The organism is Micromonospora sp. R311 (genome assembly GCF_056780015.1).
In genome coordinates this window covers 281,753-297,928 of the sequence record NZ_JBSWCE010000002.1, presented here as the reverse complement: position 1 = coordinate 297,928, position 16,176 = coordinate 281,753, and the positions used below count along the sequence as shown (strand labels likewise).

The window sequence follows — 16,176 nt, the reverse complement described above, 5'->3', positions numbered from 1 at the left end:
GCCGAGGCCACGCTGTCCTTCCTGGGCGTCGGCCTGAAGACCCCGGTGGTGTCCTGGGGCATCATGATCAGCGAGGCCCAGCAGTACATCCGCGTCTCGCCGTTCCTGCTCTTCTTCCCCGCCGCGTTCCTCGTCACCGCCGTGCTGAGCTTCGTGATGCTCGGTGAGGCGGTCCGCGAGGCCCTCGATCCGAAACTCCGCTAGGGGCGATTCAGTTGTCCGACATTCTCGTGTCCGAGCAGTCCGCGGCGGGTACCTCCGGGCGCCCCGCCGGCCGGCTGCTCGAGGTCGACGACCTGCGCGTGGAGTTCCGTACCCGGGACGGCGTCGCCAAGGTCATCAACGGAGTCACGTACCACGTCGACGCGGGGGAGACCCTCGCCGTGCTCGGCGAGTCCGGCTCCGGTAAGAGCGTCACCGCCCAGACGATCATGGGCATCCTCGACACGCCCCCCGGCTTCGTCAGCGGTGGTCAGGTCCGCTTCCACGGCAAGGACATGCTCCGGATGTCCGCCGAGGAGCGTCGCCGCATCCGCGGCGAGGGGATCGCCATGATCTTCCAGGACGCGCTCTCCGCGCTCAACCCGGTTTTCACCGTCGGGTTCCAGATCGCCGAGCAGTTCCGGGTTCGGCGCGGCCTGGGCCGCGCCGAGGCCAAGAAGCGCGCGATCGAGATGCTCGACCAGGTCAAGATCCCGAACGCCAAGGGCCGGTTCAACAACTACCCGCACCAGTTCTCCGGCGGTATGCGGCAGCGCGCCATGATCGCGATGTCGCTGGCGCTCGACCCGGAGGTGCTGATCGCGGACGAGCCGACCACCGCGCTCGACGTGACGGTCCAGGCCCAGATCATGGACCTGCTGGCCGAGCTCCAGCGGGAGCGGCAGATGGGCATGATCCTGATCACCCACGACCTCGGCGTGGTCGCCGACGTCGCGGACCGGATCGCGGTCATGTACGCCGGCCGGATCGTCGAGGAAGCCAACGTGTACGACCTGTACGCCAAGCCGGCGCACCCGTACACGATCGGCCTGATCAACTCGATCCCGCGGCTGGACGAGAAGGGGCAGCAGCTCCGGACGATCAAGGGCCTCCCGCCGAACCTGATGAACATCCCGCCGGGCTGCCCGTTCAACCCGCGCTGCCCCATGGCGCAGCCGGTCTGCCGGGAGAAGGTCCCGCCGCTGCTGCAGGTGGGTGCCGGTCGGGCCAGCGCCTGCCACTTCGCCGAGGAGCTGGTGAACCGTGACTGAGAACATCCTCGAGGTCCGTGACCTGGTCAAGCACTACCCCGTCACCCGCGGTGTGGTGTTCAAGAAGACCATCGGTCACGTCAAGGCGGTCGACGGGGTCTCGTTCGACCTGGGGGCCGGCGAGACCCTGGGCGTGGTGGGCGAGTCCGGTTGCGGCAAGTCGACGCTGGCCCGGGTGCTGATGAACCTGGAGAAGCCGACCGCCGGCAGCGTGCACTACAAGGGACAGGACATCTCCAAGCTCTCCGGCGGTGCGCTGCGGCGGCTGCGCCGGCAGATCCAGCTGGTGATGCAGGACCCGTACACCTCGCTGAACCCGCGGATGACGGTCGGCGACCTGATCGGCGAGCCGTTCGAGATCCACCCGGAGGTGGCGCCGAAGGGCAGCCGCCGGGGCAAGGTCAAGGAACTGCTCGACCTGGTCGGCCTCAACCCGGAGCACATCAACCGCTACCCGCACCAGTTCTCCGGCGGGCAGCGGCAGCGCATCGGCATCGCCCGGGCCCTGGCCCTGCGGCCCGAGATCATCGTCTGCGACGAGCCGGTCTCGGCCCTGGACGTGTCGATCCAGGCCCAGGTGATGAACCTGCTGGAGCAGCTGCAGAGCGAGTTCAACCTCTCGTACGTGTTCATCGCGCACGACCTGTCCGTGGTGCGGCACCTCTCGGACCGGGTCGCGGTGATGTACCTCGGCAAGATCGTGGAGATCGGCACCGAGGACGAGATCTACGAGCGGCCGACGCACCCGTACACCCAGGCGCTGCTGTCGGCGGTGCCGGTGCCGGACCCGACCGTGCGGGAGAGCAAGGCGATCATCCGCCTGAGCGGTGACGTGCCGTCGCCGGTCAGCCCGCCCTCGGGCTGCCGGTTCCGCACCCGGTGCTGGAAGGCGCAGGACGTCTGCGCCGAGCAGGTGCCGCTGCTGGAGATCCGGCAGAACTCGGACCACCCGAGCGCCTGCCACTTCGCCGAGAAGCGGGAGATCGTCGCCACGCACGAGGCGTGACACCTCCGGAACCGCCTGCCCGCGTCGTCACGACGCCGGCAGGCGGTTCCGCGTTTTCCGGCCCGACCGCCCGCCCGACCGCACGGCAGCCCGACCGCCGGGCCGCACGGCAGCCTGCCCGCCCGACCGACCGCACGGCTGCCCGCCTGACCGACCGCACGGCAGCCCGCCCGCCCGACCGCACGGCAGCCGCCCGACCGACCGCACGGCAGCCCGCCCGACCGACCGAACGGCAGCCCGCCCGCCCGACCGAACGGCAGCCCGCCCGCCCGACCGCACGGCAGCCCGACCGCACGGCAGCCCGACCCCGGCCGCCCGACGCTGGTGAGGGCTGCGGGCTGTGGGCTGCGGGCGTTGACCGGCCGGCGAGGTGGCGTGGAACCCGGCGGGCCGGCGTACCCCTCAGAGCGGCCCGCGGCCGGCGCGGAGCAGCAGCAGCGCCAACTGGGTGCCGTCGGCGCCGAGGGCGACCCGGAAACGCTCCAGGATCTCCCGCTCGCGGGAGAGCACGAGCCGGGTGCCGCCGGAGGCCATCCGGGTCGCGCCGACCTCCTGGGAGAGCCGGGCCCGCTCCTGCCACAGCTCGATGAGCGCCCGGTCGATCTGGTCGATCCGTTCGCGGATCTCCACGATCCGGGCGGCGGCGGACGGTTCCGCGGTGCCGGTGCCCGGGGCGGTCGTACCGGGCTTGCCGGCCCGGCCCGGCGCGCCGTTGGCCGCCGCGCCGTCGGCCGGGGCGTCGGCGTCCGCGCCGGCGCCGCCCGCACCGGGCCGGGCCGGGCCGCCGCTCTGCTCCACCACGTCTGTCATCATCGGGTACCCCTCGCGCTGTGGTGCCCGGTGCCGGAATCCCGGGACGAAAAAGCCCCGGGCTCCAGGAGCCCGGGGCTTTTTCGTAGGTCTGGTTGATCAGGCGCGACCCACGGCTGCCGGACTCCCGGTGCCGTAGTAAAAGTAGTAGCGCTGACCGAACACGCCGTCGAGTATGCCGCCCGGCGGGCGTCCCGCGCAAGAAATCCGGCGAGCCGGGCGGGTGGCGGCCCGCCGGGTGTCCGCGGCGGGGAAGTGTCCGGCCGGCGGCATAGACTCGCCCTGCGATGCATCCTCTCTTCGACATCCCCGTGTCCCCGCCCGCGCCGACGCCCGCGCCGACGCGTGCGCAGCGGCCCGGGTCCGCCGCCGCCCGCCTCGACCCGCAGGCCCTGCTCACCGGCCTGAACGGGCCGCAGCGCGACGCGGTCACCCACGCCGGCTCGCCGCTGCTGATCGTGGCCGGCGCCGGCTCCGGCAAGACCCGGGTGCTCACCCACCGGATCGCCTACCTGCTCGCCGCGCGTGACGTGCATCCGGGCGAGATCATCGCGATCACCTTCACCAACAAGGCCGCCGGGGAGATGAAGGAGCGGGTGGCCGCCCTGGTCGGGCCGCGTGCCCGGCTGATGTGGGTGTCGACGTTCCACTCCGCCTGCGTGCGCATCCTGCGCGCCGAGCACGAGCACGCCGGGCTGAAGTCGACCTTCTCCATCTACGACGCCGACGACTCGCGCCGGCTGATGCAGCTGGTCGCGCGGGAGCTCGACCTCGATCCCAAGCGCTACCCGGCGCGCGGGCTGGCCGCCCAGGTCTCCAACCTCAAGAACGAGCTGGTCGACCCGGAGGAGTTCGCCGGCCGCGCCAAGGGCCCCAACGAGCGGGCGCTGGCCGAGGCCTACACGCTCTACCAGCGGCGGCTGCGCGAGGCGCACGCGCTGGACTTCGACGACCTGATCATGACGACGGTGCACCTGCTCCAGTCGCACCCGCACGTCGCGGAGAGCTACCGCCGACGGTTCCGGCACGTGCTGGTCGACGAGTACCAGGACACCAACCACGCCCAGTACGTGCTGATCAAGGAGCTGGTCTCCGGCACCGAGGGGGTCGAGCCGGCCGAGCTCTGCGTGGTCGGTGACGCCGACCAGTCGATCTACGCGTTCCGCGGCGCGACGATCCGCAACATCCTGGAGTTCGAGCGGGACTTCACCGACGCCCGGACGATCCTGCTGGAGCAGAACTACCGCTCCACCCAGACCATCCTGAACGCGGCCAACGCGGTGATCGACCGGAACACCTCCCGCAAGCCGAAGCGGCTGTGGAGCGAGGCCGGCGCCGGTGAGCAGATCGTCGGCTACGTCGCGGACACCGAGCACGCCGAGGCGGACTGGGTGGCCCGGGAGATCGACCGGCTGGTCGACGCAGGCGACACCCGCCCGGGCGACGTGGCGGTCTTCTACCGCACCAACGCCCAGTCCCGGGTCTTCGAGGAGGTGTTCATCCGGGTCGGCCTGCCCTACAAGGTGGTCGGCGGGGTGCGCTTCTACGAGCGCAAGGAGGTCCGCGACGCGCTGGCCTACCTGCGCGCCGTGGTCAACGACGACGACACGGTCAGCCTGCGCCGGGTGTTGAACACCCCGCGGCGGGGCATCGGCGACCGCGCCGAGGCCTGCGTGGAGGCGCTCTCCAGCCGGGACCGGATCTCCTTCGGCGCCGCGCTGCGCCGGGCCAAGGACGCGCCGGGCATCTCCACCCGGGCGGCCAACGGCATCGCCGAGTTCGTCGCCCTGCTCGACGGCGCACGTGAGCTGGCCGAGACCGGCACCCCGGAGGAGGTGCTGGAGGCGCTGCTCACCCGCTCGGGCTACCTCACCGAGCTGGAGGAGAGCCTGGATCCGCAGGACGCCGGCCGGGTCGACAACCTCCAGGAGCTGGTCAGCGTCGCGCGGGAGTACACCGAGCGGGTCGAGGCGCTCGGCGCCGAGGGGGAACGGGCCACCCTGGCCGGGTTCCTGGAGCAGGTCGCGCTGGTCGCCGACGCCGACCAGGTGCCCACCGACGACCCCGACCACCAGGGCGTGGTCACCCTGATGACGCTGCACACCGCCAAGGGGCTGGAGTTCCCGGTGGTGTTCCTGACCGGGCTGGAGGACGGCGTCTTCCCGCACCTGCGCTCGCTCGGCGACACCCGCGAGCTGGAGGAGGAGCGCCGGCTGGCGTACGTCGGCATCACCCGGGCCCGGCAACGCCTCTACCTGTCCCGGGCGGTGACCCGCTCCGCGTGGGGCGCGCCGGCCTACAACCCGCCGTCCCGGTTCGTCGAGGAGCTGCCGCCGGAACTGGTGCGCTGGGAGCGCACCGAGGGGTCGTACACCTCGTGGGGTGGCGGGGGCGGCGGCGTCGGCGGCCGCGCGGACCGCACCCCCGGCGGGCGTGGCGGCTTCACCGGCGGTACGCCCAAGGCGGCGCAACTGGCCAAGCGGCTCGGGGTCGACGGCAGCCGGCTCGCCACCGCCAGCGAGCTGCCGCAGGGGCCGAAGGTGGCGGCCGGCGACCGGGTCAACCACCAGCGCTACGGGCTGGGCCGGGTGCTCGCCGTGGAGGGGCACGGGCCGAGCGCCCGGGCGCAGATCGACTTCGGCGACCAGACGATGTGGCTGGTGCTGCGGCACGCGCCGCTCGACAAGCTCTGAGCCGGTGACGCCCGGCCCCGCGGCGGGCCGGGCGTCACCGGCCGGAAGTCAGCCGGCCGGAGTCAGCAGGCCACGTCGATGCCCCGGGCGCGCAGGAACGGCGCCGGGTCGATCTGGTTCCACATCTGGCCCTGGTGCACCTCGAAGTGCAGGTGCGGGCCGGTGGAGTCGCCGGTGGAGCCCTCGTAGCCGATGACCTCCCCGGCGCCGACCCTGTCGCCCACGCCGACCGCGGTGCGGCTCTGGTGCGCGTAGTGGGTCAGGTAGCCGTTGCCGTGGTCGATGAAGACCGAGATGCCGTACCCGTCGCCGGCGTCGCCGGCCTTGACCACCGTGCCGCCGTAGACGGCCCGGATCGGGGTGCCCGCGGGCATGGCGAAGTCGATGCCGGCGTGCAGGGTGCCCCACCGCTGCCCGTAGCAGGAGGTGATCTCGGCGCCCTTCATCGGGATCACCCAGGTCGGCTTCGGCTTGGTCTTCGGCCTGGGCTTGGCGGCGGTCGCCGTCGGGCTGGGCTTGGCGGACGGGCTGGCCGTCGACGGGCTGGGCGTGGGGCTGGTGGGAGTGGCGGTGGGGGTGACCGGCGCCGTCGACTCACGGGCGGACCGGTCGGCGCGGTCGGCGGCCTCGGCCCGCGCCTGCGCGTCCAGGGAGACGCCGGCCGGGTTGCGGTCGTCGGCGCCGGCGGTCGCCACGGCCACGCCGCTGAGACCGAGCGCGACCAGGACCGCCGCGCCGATGACCACCTGTCGGGTGCGCCCGACCGTCCGCCGCCGGTGTCGGGCGGGGGCGTCGGGGGTCTTCTCGTTCTGGATGGAGCTGTCTTCCTGCACGGCGGACCTTCACAGTCGAGGGCACTTGACCTCGAAATACTGGTGTCGGCCCGGCCCGCGCCGGGTACCGGGCCAGCGGACGCCGCAGCGGCATCGCGCGTCGGCTGCCCGGCTATGTCCCTGTCTGGTGGCCTACGCCCCGATAAATGATCATGTACCCTCGTGTCCTCCGTCACATCCGTGACTGTGACCCGGGATACTTTGGTCGCCGTGGGGCAACGAAAAACCGCCCGGATCGGTCGATCCGGGCGGTCATCGGTCGATACGCAGTGTCAGGAGGCGGCTACCTCGTTGTAGATTGCCTCGACCTGTAGCTGGATGTCCACTCCGCGATCCTGGAGGTAGGGCACCGGGTCGGTCGGCTTGCCCTTGACATGGATCTCCAGGTGCAGGTGGGAGCCGTAGGAGTGGCCGGTGTTGCCGACCAGGCCGAGCTGGTCGCCCGCCTTGACCTGCTGCCCCTCCTGGACGCTCAGCGCGGAGGAGTGGCCGTAGATGGCCTCGCTGCCGTCGCCGTGCTGCACGATCACCGTGTAGCCGTAGCCGCCCCACCAGCCGGCCTTGGTGACGGTGCCGTCGTGGATCGCGACGTACGGGGTGCCCTCGGGCGCGACCAGGTCGACGCCGCTGTGCAGCTTGCCCCACCGCATGCCGTAGGGGGACTTGAAGTCGTAGCCCTGCAGGGGCAGCAGCCAGACCTCGGGCTCCGCCTCCTCGGCGCGCCCGCTGTCGCGGGAGGCGCGTTCGGCGGAGTCGGCGCGGGCGGCCGCGTCCTGGCTGAGGGTGGAGGCCGCCTTGAGCTCGTCGAGGACCGACGGGTTGACGCTCTTCGCGTCCGGCATGGCTCCCGCGCCGAGGGCCACCACACCGGCTCCGACGAACGCGGTGGTGACGACGGCGGCGTAACGGCTCCGCGGGGGGGTGGGTACGCGGCGGCGGCCGCGATATCGATCGGGCTCAGACGACAGGCGCTGGCGCACGCACACCCTCCGTTGTCGGGGTCTCGAGGCGGTCGCGCCGGCGTCGTGAAGCTCTGGTGAACGTCGGCGGGCCGCGTCGCCACCCGTCCGTGGACCTGATGACAACCGTGGACACGTTAGCCAACCGCCAGACGAGTCACAAGCCGGAGCGCCGAATTGGTGCCGCGTTCTGTCCAATTGCGTCCGCGATTGTCATGCCTCGTACCCGTCAAACGGCGCCCCCGTTACTGCCCGTTCGTCGCGCAGCGTGACCGAACGGCGGAGTCGTCCGGCTTGACGCGGGTGCCCGTCGGGCACCCGGTGCGGGTCGGTGCGGCCGTCCGCCCGAACGGGCGTGGGGCGCCCGCTTCCCGGCCCGGATTTCCCGGGCCGGGCCGGGCGGGTTACCGTTCGTTCAGGTGAAGCCGCGAAGCCGGTGAAAGGGATGCGCTGATGAGCTCTCGTGTTCGGGTCGTCGTCGCCAAGCCGGGCCTGGACGGCCACGACCGCGGCGCCAAGGTCGTCGCGCGTGCCCTCCGGGACGCCGGTATGGAGGTCATCTACACCGGCCTGCACCAGACCCCGGAGCAGATCGTGGAGACCGCGATCCAGGAGGACGCCGACGCGGTCGGGCTCTCCGTGCTCTCCGGCGCGCACATGACGCTCTTCAAGCGGGTGCTGGAGCTGCTCGCCGAGCGGGACGCCCGGGACATCGTGGTGTTCGGCGGCGGCATCATCCCGGACGCCGACATCCCCGAGCTGGAGCAGCTCGGCGTCGCCAAGATCTTTACGCCGGGCGCCACCACCGGGTCGATCGTCGAGTGGGTGCGGGCGAACGTCGCGCAGCCGGTCGGCTGACACCCGGCGGATCCAGGCACGGGGGAGGGGCCGGACGCACCCCTCACACGTCCGGCCCCTCTATGCACGATGCCCCGCCGCCACCCCTCGACCGACAGGGCATCGGCCGTCTCCCGTCTTCGCGCTGTGCAGCGCTCCGACACCTGACTCAACGACGCCCCCGGCGGGGGGTTACGCACCTGCCCGAACATCGCCCGGACGGCTGACGACCGGGCCGGCGGCGCCCGCCGCGGCGGGCGGCTGTGCATTACCGCACACCGCGCACCCGCTCGGTTGCCGGTGGTGCCCACCTCGCTAGGCTGCGCCCAATGGCCTGTTTCAACTGATGACAGGCGTCAAACTGTTTTCCATAACGCTGGTGGCGGCGCGACGGCGCGCCGCGGAGACGGGACGGGACGCGCAAACGTGGACCTGTACGAGTACCAGGGGCGGGACCTGTTCGAGCGGCACGGCTTGCCCGTGCTCGCCGGCGGCGTCGCCACGACCCCGGAGGAGGCCCGCGCGATCGCCGAACGCCTCGGCGGTCGGGTGGTCGTCAAGGCGCAGGTGAAGGTCGGCGGCCGGGGCAAGGCCGGCGGCGTCAAGCTGGCCGAGGGCGCGGAGGAGACGGTGGCCCGGGCCACCGACATCCTCGGCATGGACATCAAGGGCCACACCGTCCACAAGGTCATGATCACCGTGACCGCGGACGTGGCCGAGGAGTACTACTTCTCCTACCTGCTGGACCGGGCGAACCGCACCTTCCTCTGCATCGCCAGCGTCGCCGGCGGGATGGACATCGAGCAGGTCGCCGCCGAGACCCCGGAGAAGGTCGTCAAGGCCCCGATCGACGCGGTCGAGGGAGTGGACGAGGCGAAGGCGCGTGAGATCGTCTCCGCCGCCGGCTTCCCGGCCGAGGTCGCCGACCAGGTGGTCGAGGTCGCCGTCAAGCTCTGGCAGGCTTTCGTCGCCGAGGACGCCACCCTGGTCGAGGTGAACCCGTTGGCCAAGACCGGCGACGGCAAGCTCCTGCTGCTCGACGCCAAGATCAGCCTGGACGAGAACGCCGCCTTCCGGCACCCGGACCACGAGGCGCTGGTCGACCAGGCCGCGGTGGACCCGCTGGAGCAGGCCGCCAAGGAGAAGGACCTCAACTACGTCAAGCTCGACGGCGAGGTCGGCATCATCGGCAACGGCGCGGGTCTGGTCATGTCGACCCTCGACGTGGTCGCGTACGCCGGCGAGCGGCACGGCAACGTCAAGCCGGCCAACTTCCTCGACATCGGCGGCGGCGCCAGCGCCGCGGTGATGGCGAACGGGCTGGAGATCGTGCTCTCCGACCCGTCGGTGAAGAGCGTCTTCGTCAACGTCTTCGGCGGCATCACCGCCTGCGACGCGGTCGCCAACGGCATCGTGCAGGCGCTGGGCCTGCTGGAGCAGCGCGGCGAGAAGGTCACCAAGCCGCTGGTCGTCCGGCTCGACGGCAACAACGCGGAGGCCGGTCGGGCGATCCTCGACGGCGCGAACAACCCGCTGATCGAGCGGGTCGACACCATGGACGGCGCGGCCGAGCGGGCCGCCGAGCTGGCGGCTGCGGGGGTCTGACAATGGCAATCTGGCTGACCAAGGACTCGAAGGTCATCGTCCAGGGGATGACCGGCTCCGAGGGTTCCAAGCACACCCGGCGGATGCTCGCGGCCGGCACCACCATCGTCGGCGGCGTCAACCCGCGCAAGGCGGGCCAGACCGTCGACTTCGACGGCACCGAGCTGCCCGTCTTCGCCACCGTCGCGGACGCGATGAAGGAGACCGGGGCGGACGTCACGGTCATCTTCGTGCCGCCGCAGTTCACCAAGGCCGCGACGATCGAGGCGATCGACGCCGGCATCGGCCTGGCCGTGGTGATCACCGAGGGCGTGCCGGTGCACGACACCGCCGCGTTCTGGGCGTACAACGTGGCCAAGGGGGAGCGGACCCGGATCATCGGCCCGAACTGCCCGGGCATCGCCTCGCCGGGCGCCTCCAACGCCGGCATCATCCCGGCCGACATCACCGGCTCCGGCCGGATCGGCCTGGTCAGCAAGAGCGGCACGCTGACCTACCAGATGATGTACGAGCTGCGCGACATCGGCTTCTCGACCTGCGTCGGCATCGGTGGCGACCCGATCATCGGCACCACGCACATCGACGCCCTCGCCGCGTTCGAGGCCGACCCGGACACCGACGCGATCGTGATGATCGGTGAGATCGGCGGCGACGCCGAGGAGCGGGCCGCCGAGTTCATCAAGGCGAACGTGACCAAGCCGGTGGTCGGCTACATCGCCGGCTTCACCGCCCCGCCCGGCAAGACCATGGGGCACGCCGGCGCGATCATCTCCGGCTCGGCCGGCACCGCCGAGGCGAAGCAGGCGGCGCTGGAGGCGGTCGGGGTCAAGGTCGGCAAGACGCCGACCGAGACCGCCCGCCTGATGCGGGAGATCATGTCCGCCGGCTGAGCGGACGAGCGACGAGCCGAGGGGGTCGACCGGGTCCGGTCGGCCCCCTCAGTCGTTGCCCCAGAGCGGGTAGTTGCCGGTGGCCCGCAGGATCGCGCTGCCGATAATGTTGATCACGCCGAAGGTGATGGCCAGGTAGCCCAGCACCGGCGACTGGCCGTAGCGCTTGGCGTCGCGGATGGAGAGCCAGCCGAAGATGACGCCCAGGATGCCGCAGCAGAGCAGGCCGGTGACGATGCCCAGGATGCCCCAGAGCGTGGTGCGGTCCCGGCCGCCGGCGGGTGGGGGCGGCGGATTCGGAGCGTTCACGGCTTCCCTCCGAGCGGTCGGTGCCGCGACTGCCGTCGCGTCCTGCGCCGAGGCTAAACCGGATCGGGCGCCGCGGACGGTGGATCACCGAACTCGCCGCCGGCGCGCAGCGGTATCGGACTGCCGCCACCGGCTCGGCATGCCAGAGTAGACGCGATGTCCTCCGTCACCCCTGACCAGCCCAGCCGTCCCGTCGCCGACGTCGGCCCCGACGCCCGGCCACCCGGCCGGCCCGGCGAGGGTCGGCGGGTGCCCGCACCCCGCGCCGGGGAGCCGCCGCGCAGCCGTGCGCCGCTCGCCGTCGCCGCCGGGGTGGCCGCCGGGTGGGCGGCGATCACCTCGTGCCTGCCGGTCGTGGTCGTGCTCTGGCTGTTCCAGCTCAGCGAGGACGCCGCGTCCCTGCTCGACGCCGTGCGCGCCGGGCTGGCCGGCTGGCTGCTCGGGCACGGGGTCCCGCTGGCCACCGGCGCCGGCCCGGTCGGGTTGGCCCCGCTGGCGCTGACCGTGCTGGCGGTCTGGCGGCTGTCCCGAGCCGGGGTGCACACCAGCCGGGCGATCGGCGCCCGCGGCAGCCGGTCGGTGTCCCGGACGCTCGTCGCGGCCGGCGCGGTCGGCGTCGCGTACGCCCTGCTCGGCGTGCTCGCCGCGCTGGCGTCCGGCGCGGGCGGGCCCGGGGTGTCGCCGGTCCGGGCGGGGGCGACCCTCGGTGTGGTCGCCGTGCTCGCCGCCCTGGCCGGGGCCGCCCGGACCACCGGGGTGACCGCCCTGCTCGCCACGCGGGCCCCGGCGCCGCTGCGCGACGGGCTCCGCACCGGCCTGGTCGCCGGGCTGCTGCTGCTGGCCGCCGGGGCCGGGGCGGCCGGGCTCGCCGTGGCGACCGGGGGTGGCGACGCCGCCGACATGATCGGCGCCTACCGCACCGGGGTCGCCGGGCAGGCCGGGATCACCCTGGTCAGCCTGGCCTACGCGCCGAACGCCACGATCTGGTCGGTGAGCTATCTGCTCGGTCCGGGCTTCGCGGTCGGCACCGACACGGCGGTCCGCACCAGCGAGGTCTCGCTCGCCGCGCTACCGGCCGTACCGCTGCTGGCCGGCCTGCCGCGCGGGCCGGTCGACGGGCTGGGCGCCGGGCTGCTCGCGGTGCCGGTGCTCGCCGGGATGGCCGCGGGTTGCCTGCTGGCCCGCCGACTGCTCCGGCTGGCCGCCGACGAGCGGTCGCCGCTGGGCTGGGCCGCGCTGCTCGGGCCGGCCGCGCTCGCCGGTCCGGTGGCCGGCCTGCTGCTCGGAGCGGCGGCCGCCGCCTCCGCCGGTCCGCTCGGCGGCGGTCGGCTGGCCGAGATCGGCCCGGGCGGCTGGCAGGTGGCGGCCGTGGCGACCGCGGTCGTCGGGTCCGGCGCGCTGCTCGGCGCCGCCGCCACCCGGCTGCTCACCCGCCCCGCCGCCGCGCGCTGAGGTCCACGCCGGACCAGAAGGGGCGCGCGGAGCGGGTGGGCCCCAGGCGAAGCCGACCCACGCCGGCCGGCACCAGGGCCCGGGACAAACGACGAGGGGCGCCCCGGCCGCGGCCGGGACGCCCCTCGTGCGCTGCGCTGGTCAGGGCTGCGTGGGCAGGGCGACGTTGGCCACGAGCCCCAGGATGATGAACAGGATGCCGAGCCCGGCGCCGATGGCGCCGCAGATCAGGCCGGCCTTGGCCTGGCCGGCGTTGGACGCCAGCCCCTGGTCCGCCTTCTGCTTGCCCAGGTAGCCGGTCACCACGGCGGCGATGCCGACCGGGATGCCCAGGTAGAGGCAGCAGACCAGCGGGATCGACGCGATGCCGAGGATCATCGACACCAGGCCGAGGGTGTTCTGCTGCCCCTGCGGCTGCGGGTAGCCCGCGTTCGGGTAGCCCGGCGCCGCGCCGTACGGCTGCTGCTGCTGGGCGTACGGGTCCTGGTACGGCTGCCCCGAGGTGGGCTGCTGGCCGTACGGCTGCCCCGAGGTGGGCTGCTGGCCGTACGGCTGCCCCGAGGTGGGCTGCTGGCCGTAGGGCGCGGCGGGCGGCTGGCCGTAAGGGTCGCTCGGCTGGCCGTAGGGCTGGCCGGAGGTGGGCTGCTGGCCGTAGGGCGCGGCCGGCGGCGGGGCGTACGGGTTGTGCGGCGGGGGTGTGGTCGGGTCCTGGTGCGGCTGCTGGCCGTACGGGTCCTGGCCGGGCTGTCCGGGCTGCATGTCGAAGAGGCTCCTCGGCTCGGTCTGTCAGTAGGTGCTGCTGGTGTCGGCGCCCATCAGCCCGGCGAGGCCACCGAGCAGGCAGCACACCAGGACGATCACGTACCAGCCGATGCCGACGATCAGGGCCCACTTGGACCACTTCTTCGACTCGGCGGCGGCGGCCTGCGCGCCGGCGTAGTCACCCTGCTGGAGCAGCGGGTTGACCTTGGATGCGTTGATGATGGCCGGGATGGCCAGCGGCCAGAACAGGAAGATCGCGACGATCGACATCGTCATGTTGTTGTTGATCTGCGGCGGCTGCTGGGGCTGGTATCCGGGCTGCATCCTGGGAACTCCTCATTCCATCGGCACGGGGAGCGTGCCGGTTCACTGACGGGGTGCGGGCCGGACGTGCGCATGGCCCGAGCGACGGGCAGCGTACCTAATTCGTGCGAGCTTGGCTGTCGGCGAATGTCGCGCCGCCCAACGGATGGGCACGCTGACCTGCCCGATAGGGTGGCCGGGTGACCGAGCCCGCGTCCGCAGCCCGCATCGTCGTTCTCGTCTCCGGCTCCGGGAGCAACCTCCAGGCGCTGCTGGACGCGTGCGCCGACCCGGCGTACGGGGCCCGGGTGGTGGCCGTCGGCGCCGACCGGCACGGCACCGGCGGGCTGGACCGGGCCGCCGCAGCCGGCGTACCGACCTTCGTGGACGAGGTGAAGGCGTACCCCTCGCGGGCGGACTGGGACGCCGCGCTCACCGCGCACGTCGCCGAGCACCGGCCCGACCTGGTCATCTCCGCCGGCTTCCTCAAGTTGGTCGGCCCGCACTTCCTGGCCGCCTTCGGCGACCGTTACCTCAACACGCACAACACGCTGCTGCCGGCGTTCCCCGGCATCCACGGCCCGCGCGACGCCCTCGCCTACGGCGTGAAGATCACCGGGGCCACCCTCTTCTTCGTCGACGCCGGGATGGACACCGGCCCGATCGTCGCGCAGGTGGCCGTGCCGGTGCGCGACGACGACGACGTCGAGACGCTCACCGAGCGCATCAAGGAAGCCGAGCGGCGCCAGCTCGTCGAGCAGGTGGGCCGCCTGGTCCGTGAAGGTTGGACGATCACCGGAAGAAAGGTCACGGTTCCGTGAGTTCCACTCAGGACGAGCGCCGCCCGATCAAGCGGGCGCTGGTCAGCGTCTACGACAAGACCGGCCTGGTCGAGCTGGCCCGAGCGCTGCACGCGGCCGGGGTGGAGCTTGTCTCGACCGGGAGCACGGCCGCCACCATCGCCGGCGCCGGGGTGCCGGTGACCCCGGTGGAGACGGTGACCGGGTTCCCGGAGATCCTCGACGGCCGGGTCAAGACCCTGCACCCGAAGATCCACGGTGGGCTCCTGGCCGACCTGCGCAAGGAGTCGCACGCCGCCCAGCTCGACGAGCACGGTATCGCGGGGATCGACCTGCTGGTGTCCAACCTCTACCCGTTCCAGGCCACGGTCGCCTCCGGCGCCTCCGTCGACGAGTGCGTGGAGCAGATCGACATCGGCGGTCCGGCGATGGTCCGGGCGGCGGCCAAGAACCACGCCTCGGTCGCGGTGGTCACCGACCCGTCCGCGTACCCGGCGCTGCTGGTCGCCCTCGGCTCGGGCGGCTTCACGCTGGCCCAGCGCCGCGCGCTGGCCGCCCGGGCGTTCGCCGACATCGCCGAGTACGACGCGGCGGTGGCCAACTGGTGCGCCGTCCAGCTCGGGCCCGAGGGGCAGGAGTGGCCGGGCTTCGCCGGCCTGGCGCTGCGGGCGACCAGGACGCTGCGCTACGGCGAGAACCCGCACCAGGCGGCGGCGCTCTACACCGACCCGGATTCCCCGGCCGGGCTCGCCCAGGCCGAGCAGCTGCACGGCAAGGAGATGTCCTACAACAACTACGTCGACGCGGACGCCGCCTGGCGGGCCGCGAACGACTTTGCCGACCAGCCGGCGGTGGCGATCATCAAGCACGCCAACCCGTGCGGGATCGCGGTCGGCGTCGACGTGGCCGAGGCGCACCGCAAGGCGCACGCCTGCGACCCGGTCTCCGCGTACGGCGGGGTGATCGCGGTCAACCGGCCGGTCTCGGTGGAGCTGGCCAACCAGGTCGCCGAGATCTTCACCGAGGTGGTGGTGGCGCCGGGGTTCGAGCCGGGCGCGGCGGAGGTGCTCCAGGCCAAGAAGAACATCCGGCTGCTGCGCGCGCCGGCCTGGAACCCGGCGCCGGCGGAGTGGCGGCAGGTCGGCGGTGGCGTACTGGTGCAGCTGGCGGACCGGGTGGACGCCCCGGGTGACGACCCGGCCAACTGGCGCCTGGCGGCCGGCGACGCGGCCGACGAGGCGACCCTGCGCGACCTCGCCTTCGCCTGGCGGGCGGTACGCGCGGTGAAGAGCAACGCCATCCTGCTGGCGAAGGACGGGGCGACCGTCGGTGTCGGGATGGGGCAGGTCAACCGGGTCGACTCCGCGCAGCTGGCGGTGAGCCGGGCCGGCGCCGAGCGGGCGCGCGGCGCGGTCTGCGCCTCGGACGCGTTCTTCCCGTTCGCCGACGGGCCGAAGATCCTCATCGACGCCGGCGTCCGGGCCGTCGTGCAGCCCGGCGGGTCGATCCGCGACGAGGAGGTCATCGCCGCGGCCAAGGAGGCCGGCGTGACCATGTACCTCACCGGCACCCGCCACTTCTTCCACTGACGGGCGCCCCGCCGACGGGCGTCCCGCCCCGGTGGCCTTTTTCACAGCTGACGGCTCGACGTGGTCGGTGATCCG

General features: G+C 72.9%; 15 protein-coding genes and 1 pseudogene. 10 read left to right on the top strand and 6 right to left on the bottom strand.

Annotated features, from left to right (window positions below):
- From AC1WTP_RS02800 to AC1WTP_RS02790, 3 genes and pseudogenes are all read left to right on the top strand, one after another.
- A pseudogene (locus AC1WTP_RS02800) lies at positions 1–204 on the top strand (ABC transporter permease); the annotation flags it as partial.
- Positions 205–230: 26 nt separating this feature from the next.
- Positions 231–1,253 (top strand): ABC transporter ATP-binding protein, encoded by a 1,023-nt coding sequence (locus AC1WTP_RS02795; protein WP_481647672.1) that lies wholly within the window; start codon positions 231–233, stop codon positions 1,251–1,253.
- Entirely contained in the window at positions 1,246–2,259 is a 1,014-nt protein-coding gene (locus AC1WTP_RS02790) for an ABC transporter ATP-binding protein (RefSeq protein ID WP_481647659.1), read from the top strand. Before AC1WTP_RS02795 ends, AC1WTP_RS02790 begins: the two co-directional genes overlap by 8 nt.
- Positions 2,260–2,661: 402 nt before the next feature.
- Here AC1WTP_RS02790 and AC1WTP_RS02785 read toward each other — a convergent pair whose 3' ends face one another.
- Positions 2,662–3,072, bottom strand: a complete 411-nt coding sequence (locus AC1WTP_RS02785; RefSeq protein ID WP_481647658.1) for a chorismate mutase — start codon at positions 3,070–3,072, stop codon at positions 2,662–2,664.
- Between the two features lie 284 nt (positions 3,073–3,356).
- Here AC1WTP_RS02785 and pcrA point away from each other — a divergent pair, with 284 nt between their 5' ends.
- Positions 3,357–5,762, top strand: coding sequence for a DNA helicase PcrA (gene pcrA, locus AC1WTP_RS02780; protein ID WP_481647657.1), 2,406 nt, complete (start codon positions 3,357–3,359; stop codon positions 5,760–5,762).
- A 62-nt stretch (positions 5,763–5,824) separates the two neighbouring features.
- Here pcrA and AC1WTP_RS02775 read toward each other — a convergent pair whose 3' ends face one another.
- Positions 5,825–6,595: a M23 family metallopeptidase gene (locus AC1WTP_RS02775; protein ID WP_481647656.1), complete on the bottom strand. Its 771-nt coding sequence runs from the start codon at positions 6,593–6,595 to the stop codon at positions 5,825–5,827.
- 272 nt (positions 6,596–6,867) lie between these two features.
- Positions 6,868–7,575: a M23 family metallopeptidase gene (locus AC1WTP_RS02770; RefSeq protein WP_481647655.1), complete on the bottom strand. Its 708-nt coding sequence runs from the start codon at positions 7,573–7,575 to the stop codon at positions 6,868–6,870.
- 432 nt (positions 7,576–8,007) lie between these two features.
- Between AC1WTP_RS02770 and icmB the strand changes: the two genes are divergently transcribed.
- From icmB to sucD, 3 genes are all read left to right on the top strand, one after another.
- Complete coding sequence (icmB, locus tag AC1WTP_RS02765) at positions 8,008–8,412, top strand: coenzyme B12-dependent isobutyryl CoA mutase small subunit (protein WP_447134429.1); 405 nt, start codon at positions 8,008–8,010, stop codon at positions 8,410–8,412.
- Positions 8,413–8,817: 405 nt separating this feature from the next.
- Positions 8,818–9,996: an ADP-forming succinate--CoA ligase subunit beta gene (gene sucC, locus AC1WTP_RS02760; protein ID WP_481647654.1), complete on the top strand. Its 1,179-nt coding sequence runs from the start codon at positions 8,818–8,820 to the stop codon at positions 9,994–9,996.
- Positions 9,997–9,998: 2 nt separating this feature from the next.
- The gene (gene sucD, locus AC1WTP_RS02755) at positions 9,999–10,886 is read left to right on the top strand and encodes a succinate--CoA ligase subunit alpha (protein ID WP_481647653.1); all 888 of its coding nucleotides are present in this window, start codon (positions 9,999–10,001) and stop codon (positions 10,884–10,886) included.
- Between the two features lie 48 nt (positions 10,887–10,934).
- On the opposite strand, the gene AC1WTP_RS02750 is transcribed toward sucD, so the two are convergent.
- Positions 10,935–11,195 (bottom strand): DUF4190 domain-containing protein, encoded by a 261-nt coding sequence (locus tag AC1WTP_RS02750; protein ID WP_481647652.1) that lies wholly within the window; start codon positions 11,193–11,195, stop codon positions 10,935–10,937.
- Between the two features lie 156 nt (positions 11,196–11,351).
- Here AC1WTP_RS02750 and AC1WTP_RS02745 point away from each other — a divergent pair, with 156 nt between their 5' ends.
- The gene (locus tag AC1WTP_RS02745; RefSeq protein WP_481647651.1) at positions 11,352–12,647 is read left to right on the top strand and encodes a cell division protein PerM; all 1,296 of its coding nucleotides are present in this window, start codon (positions 11,352–11,354) and stop codon (positions 12,645–12,647) included.
- A 141-nt stretch (positions 12,648–12,788) separates the two neighbouring features.
- Here AC1WTP_RS02745 and AC1WTP_RS02740 read toward each other — a convergent pair whose 3' ends face one another.
- The gene (locus AC1WTP_RS02740; RefSeq protein ID WP_481647650.1) at positions 12,789–13,406 is read right to left on the bottom strand and encodes a DUF4190 domain-containing protein; all 618 of its coding nucleotides are present in this window, start codon (positions 13,404–13,406) and stop codon (positions 12,789–12,791) included.
- A 27-nt stretch (positions 13,407–13,433) separates the two neighbouring features.
- Positions 13,434–13,733, bottom strand: coding sequence for a CD225/dispanin family protein (locus tag AC1WTP_RS02735; RefSeq protein ID WP_447134435.1), 300 nt, complete (start codon positions 13,731–13,733; stop codon positions 13,434–13,436).
- A gap of 179 nt (positions 13,734–13,912) precedes the next feature.
- On the opposite strand from AC1WTP_RS02735, the gene purN reads away from it, so the two are divergent.
- Together purN and purH are read left to right on the top strand one after the other, a co-directional pair.
- Positions 13,913–14,533 (top strand): phosphoribosylglycinamide formyltransferase, encoded by a 621-nt coding sequence (gene purN, locus AC1WTP_RS02730; RefSeq protein ID WP_481647649.1) that lies wholly within the window; start codon positions 13,913–13,915, stop codon positions 14,531–14,533.
- Positions 14,530–16,101, top strand: a complete 1,572-nt coding sequence (gene purH, locus AC1WTP_RS02725) for a bifunctional phosphoribosylaminoimidazolecarboxamide formyltransferase/IMP cyclohydrolase (RefSeq protein WP_481647648.1) — start codon at positions 14,530–14,532, stop codon at positions 16,099–16,101. Before purN ends, purH begins: the two co-directional genes overlap by 4 nt.
- Positions 16,102–16,176: the final 75 nt, after the last annotated feature.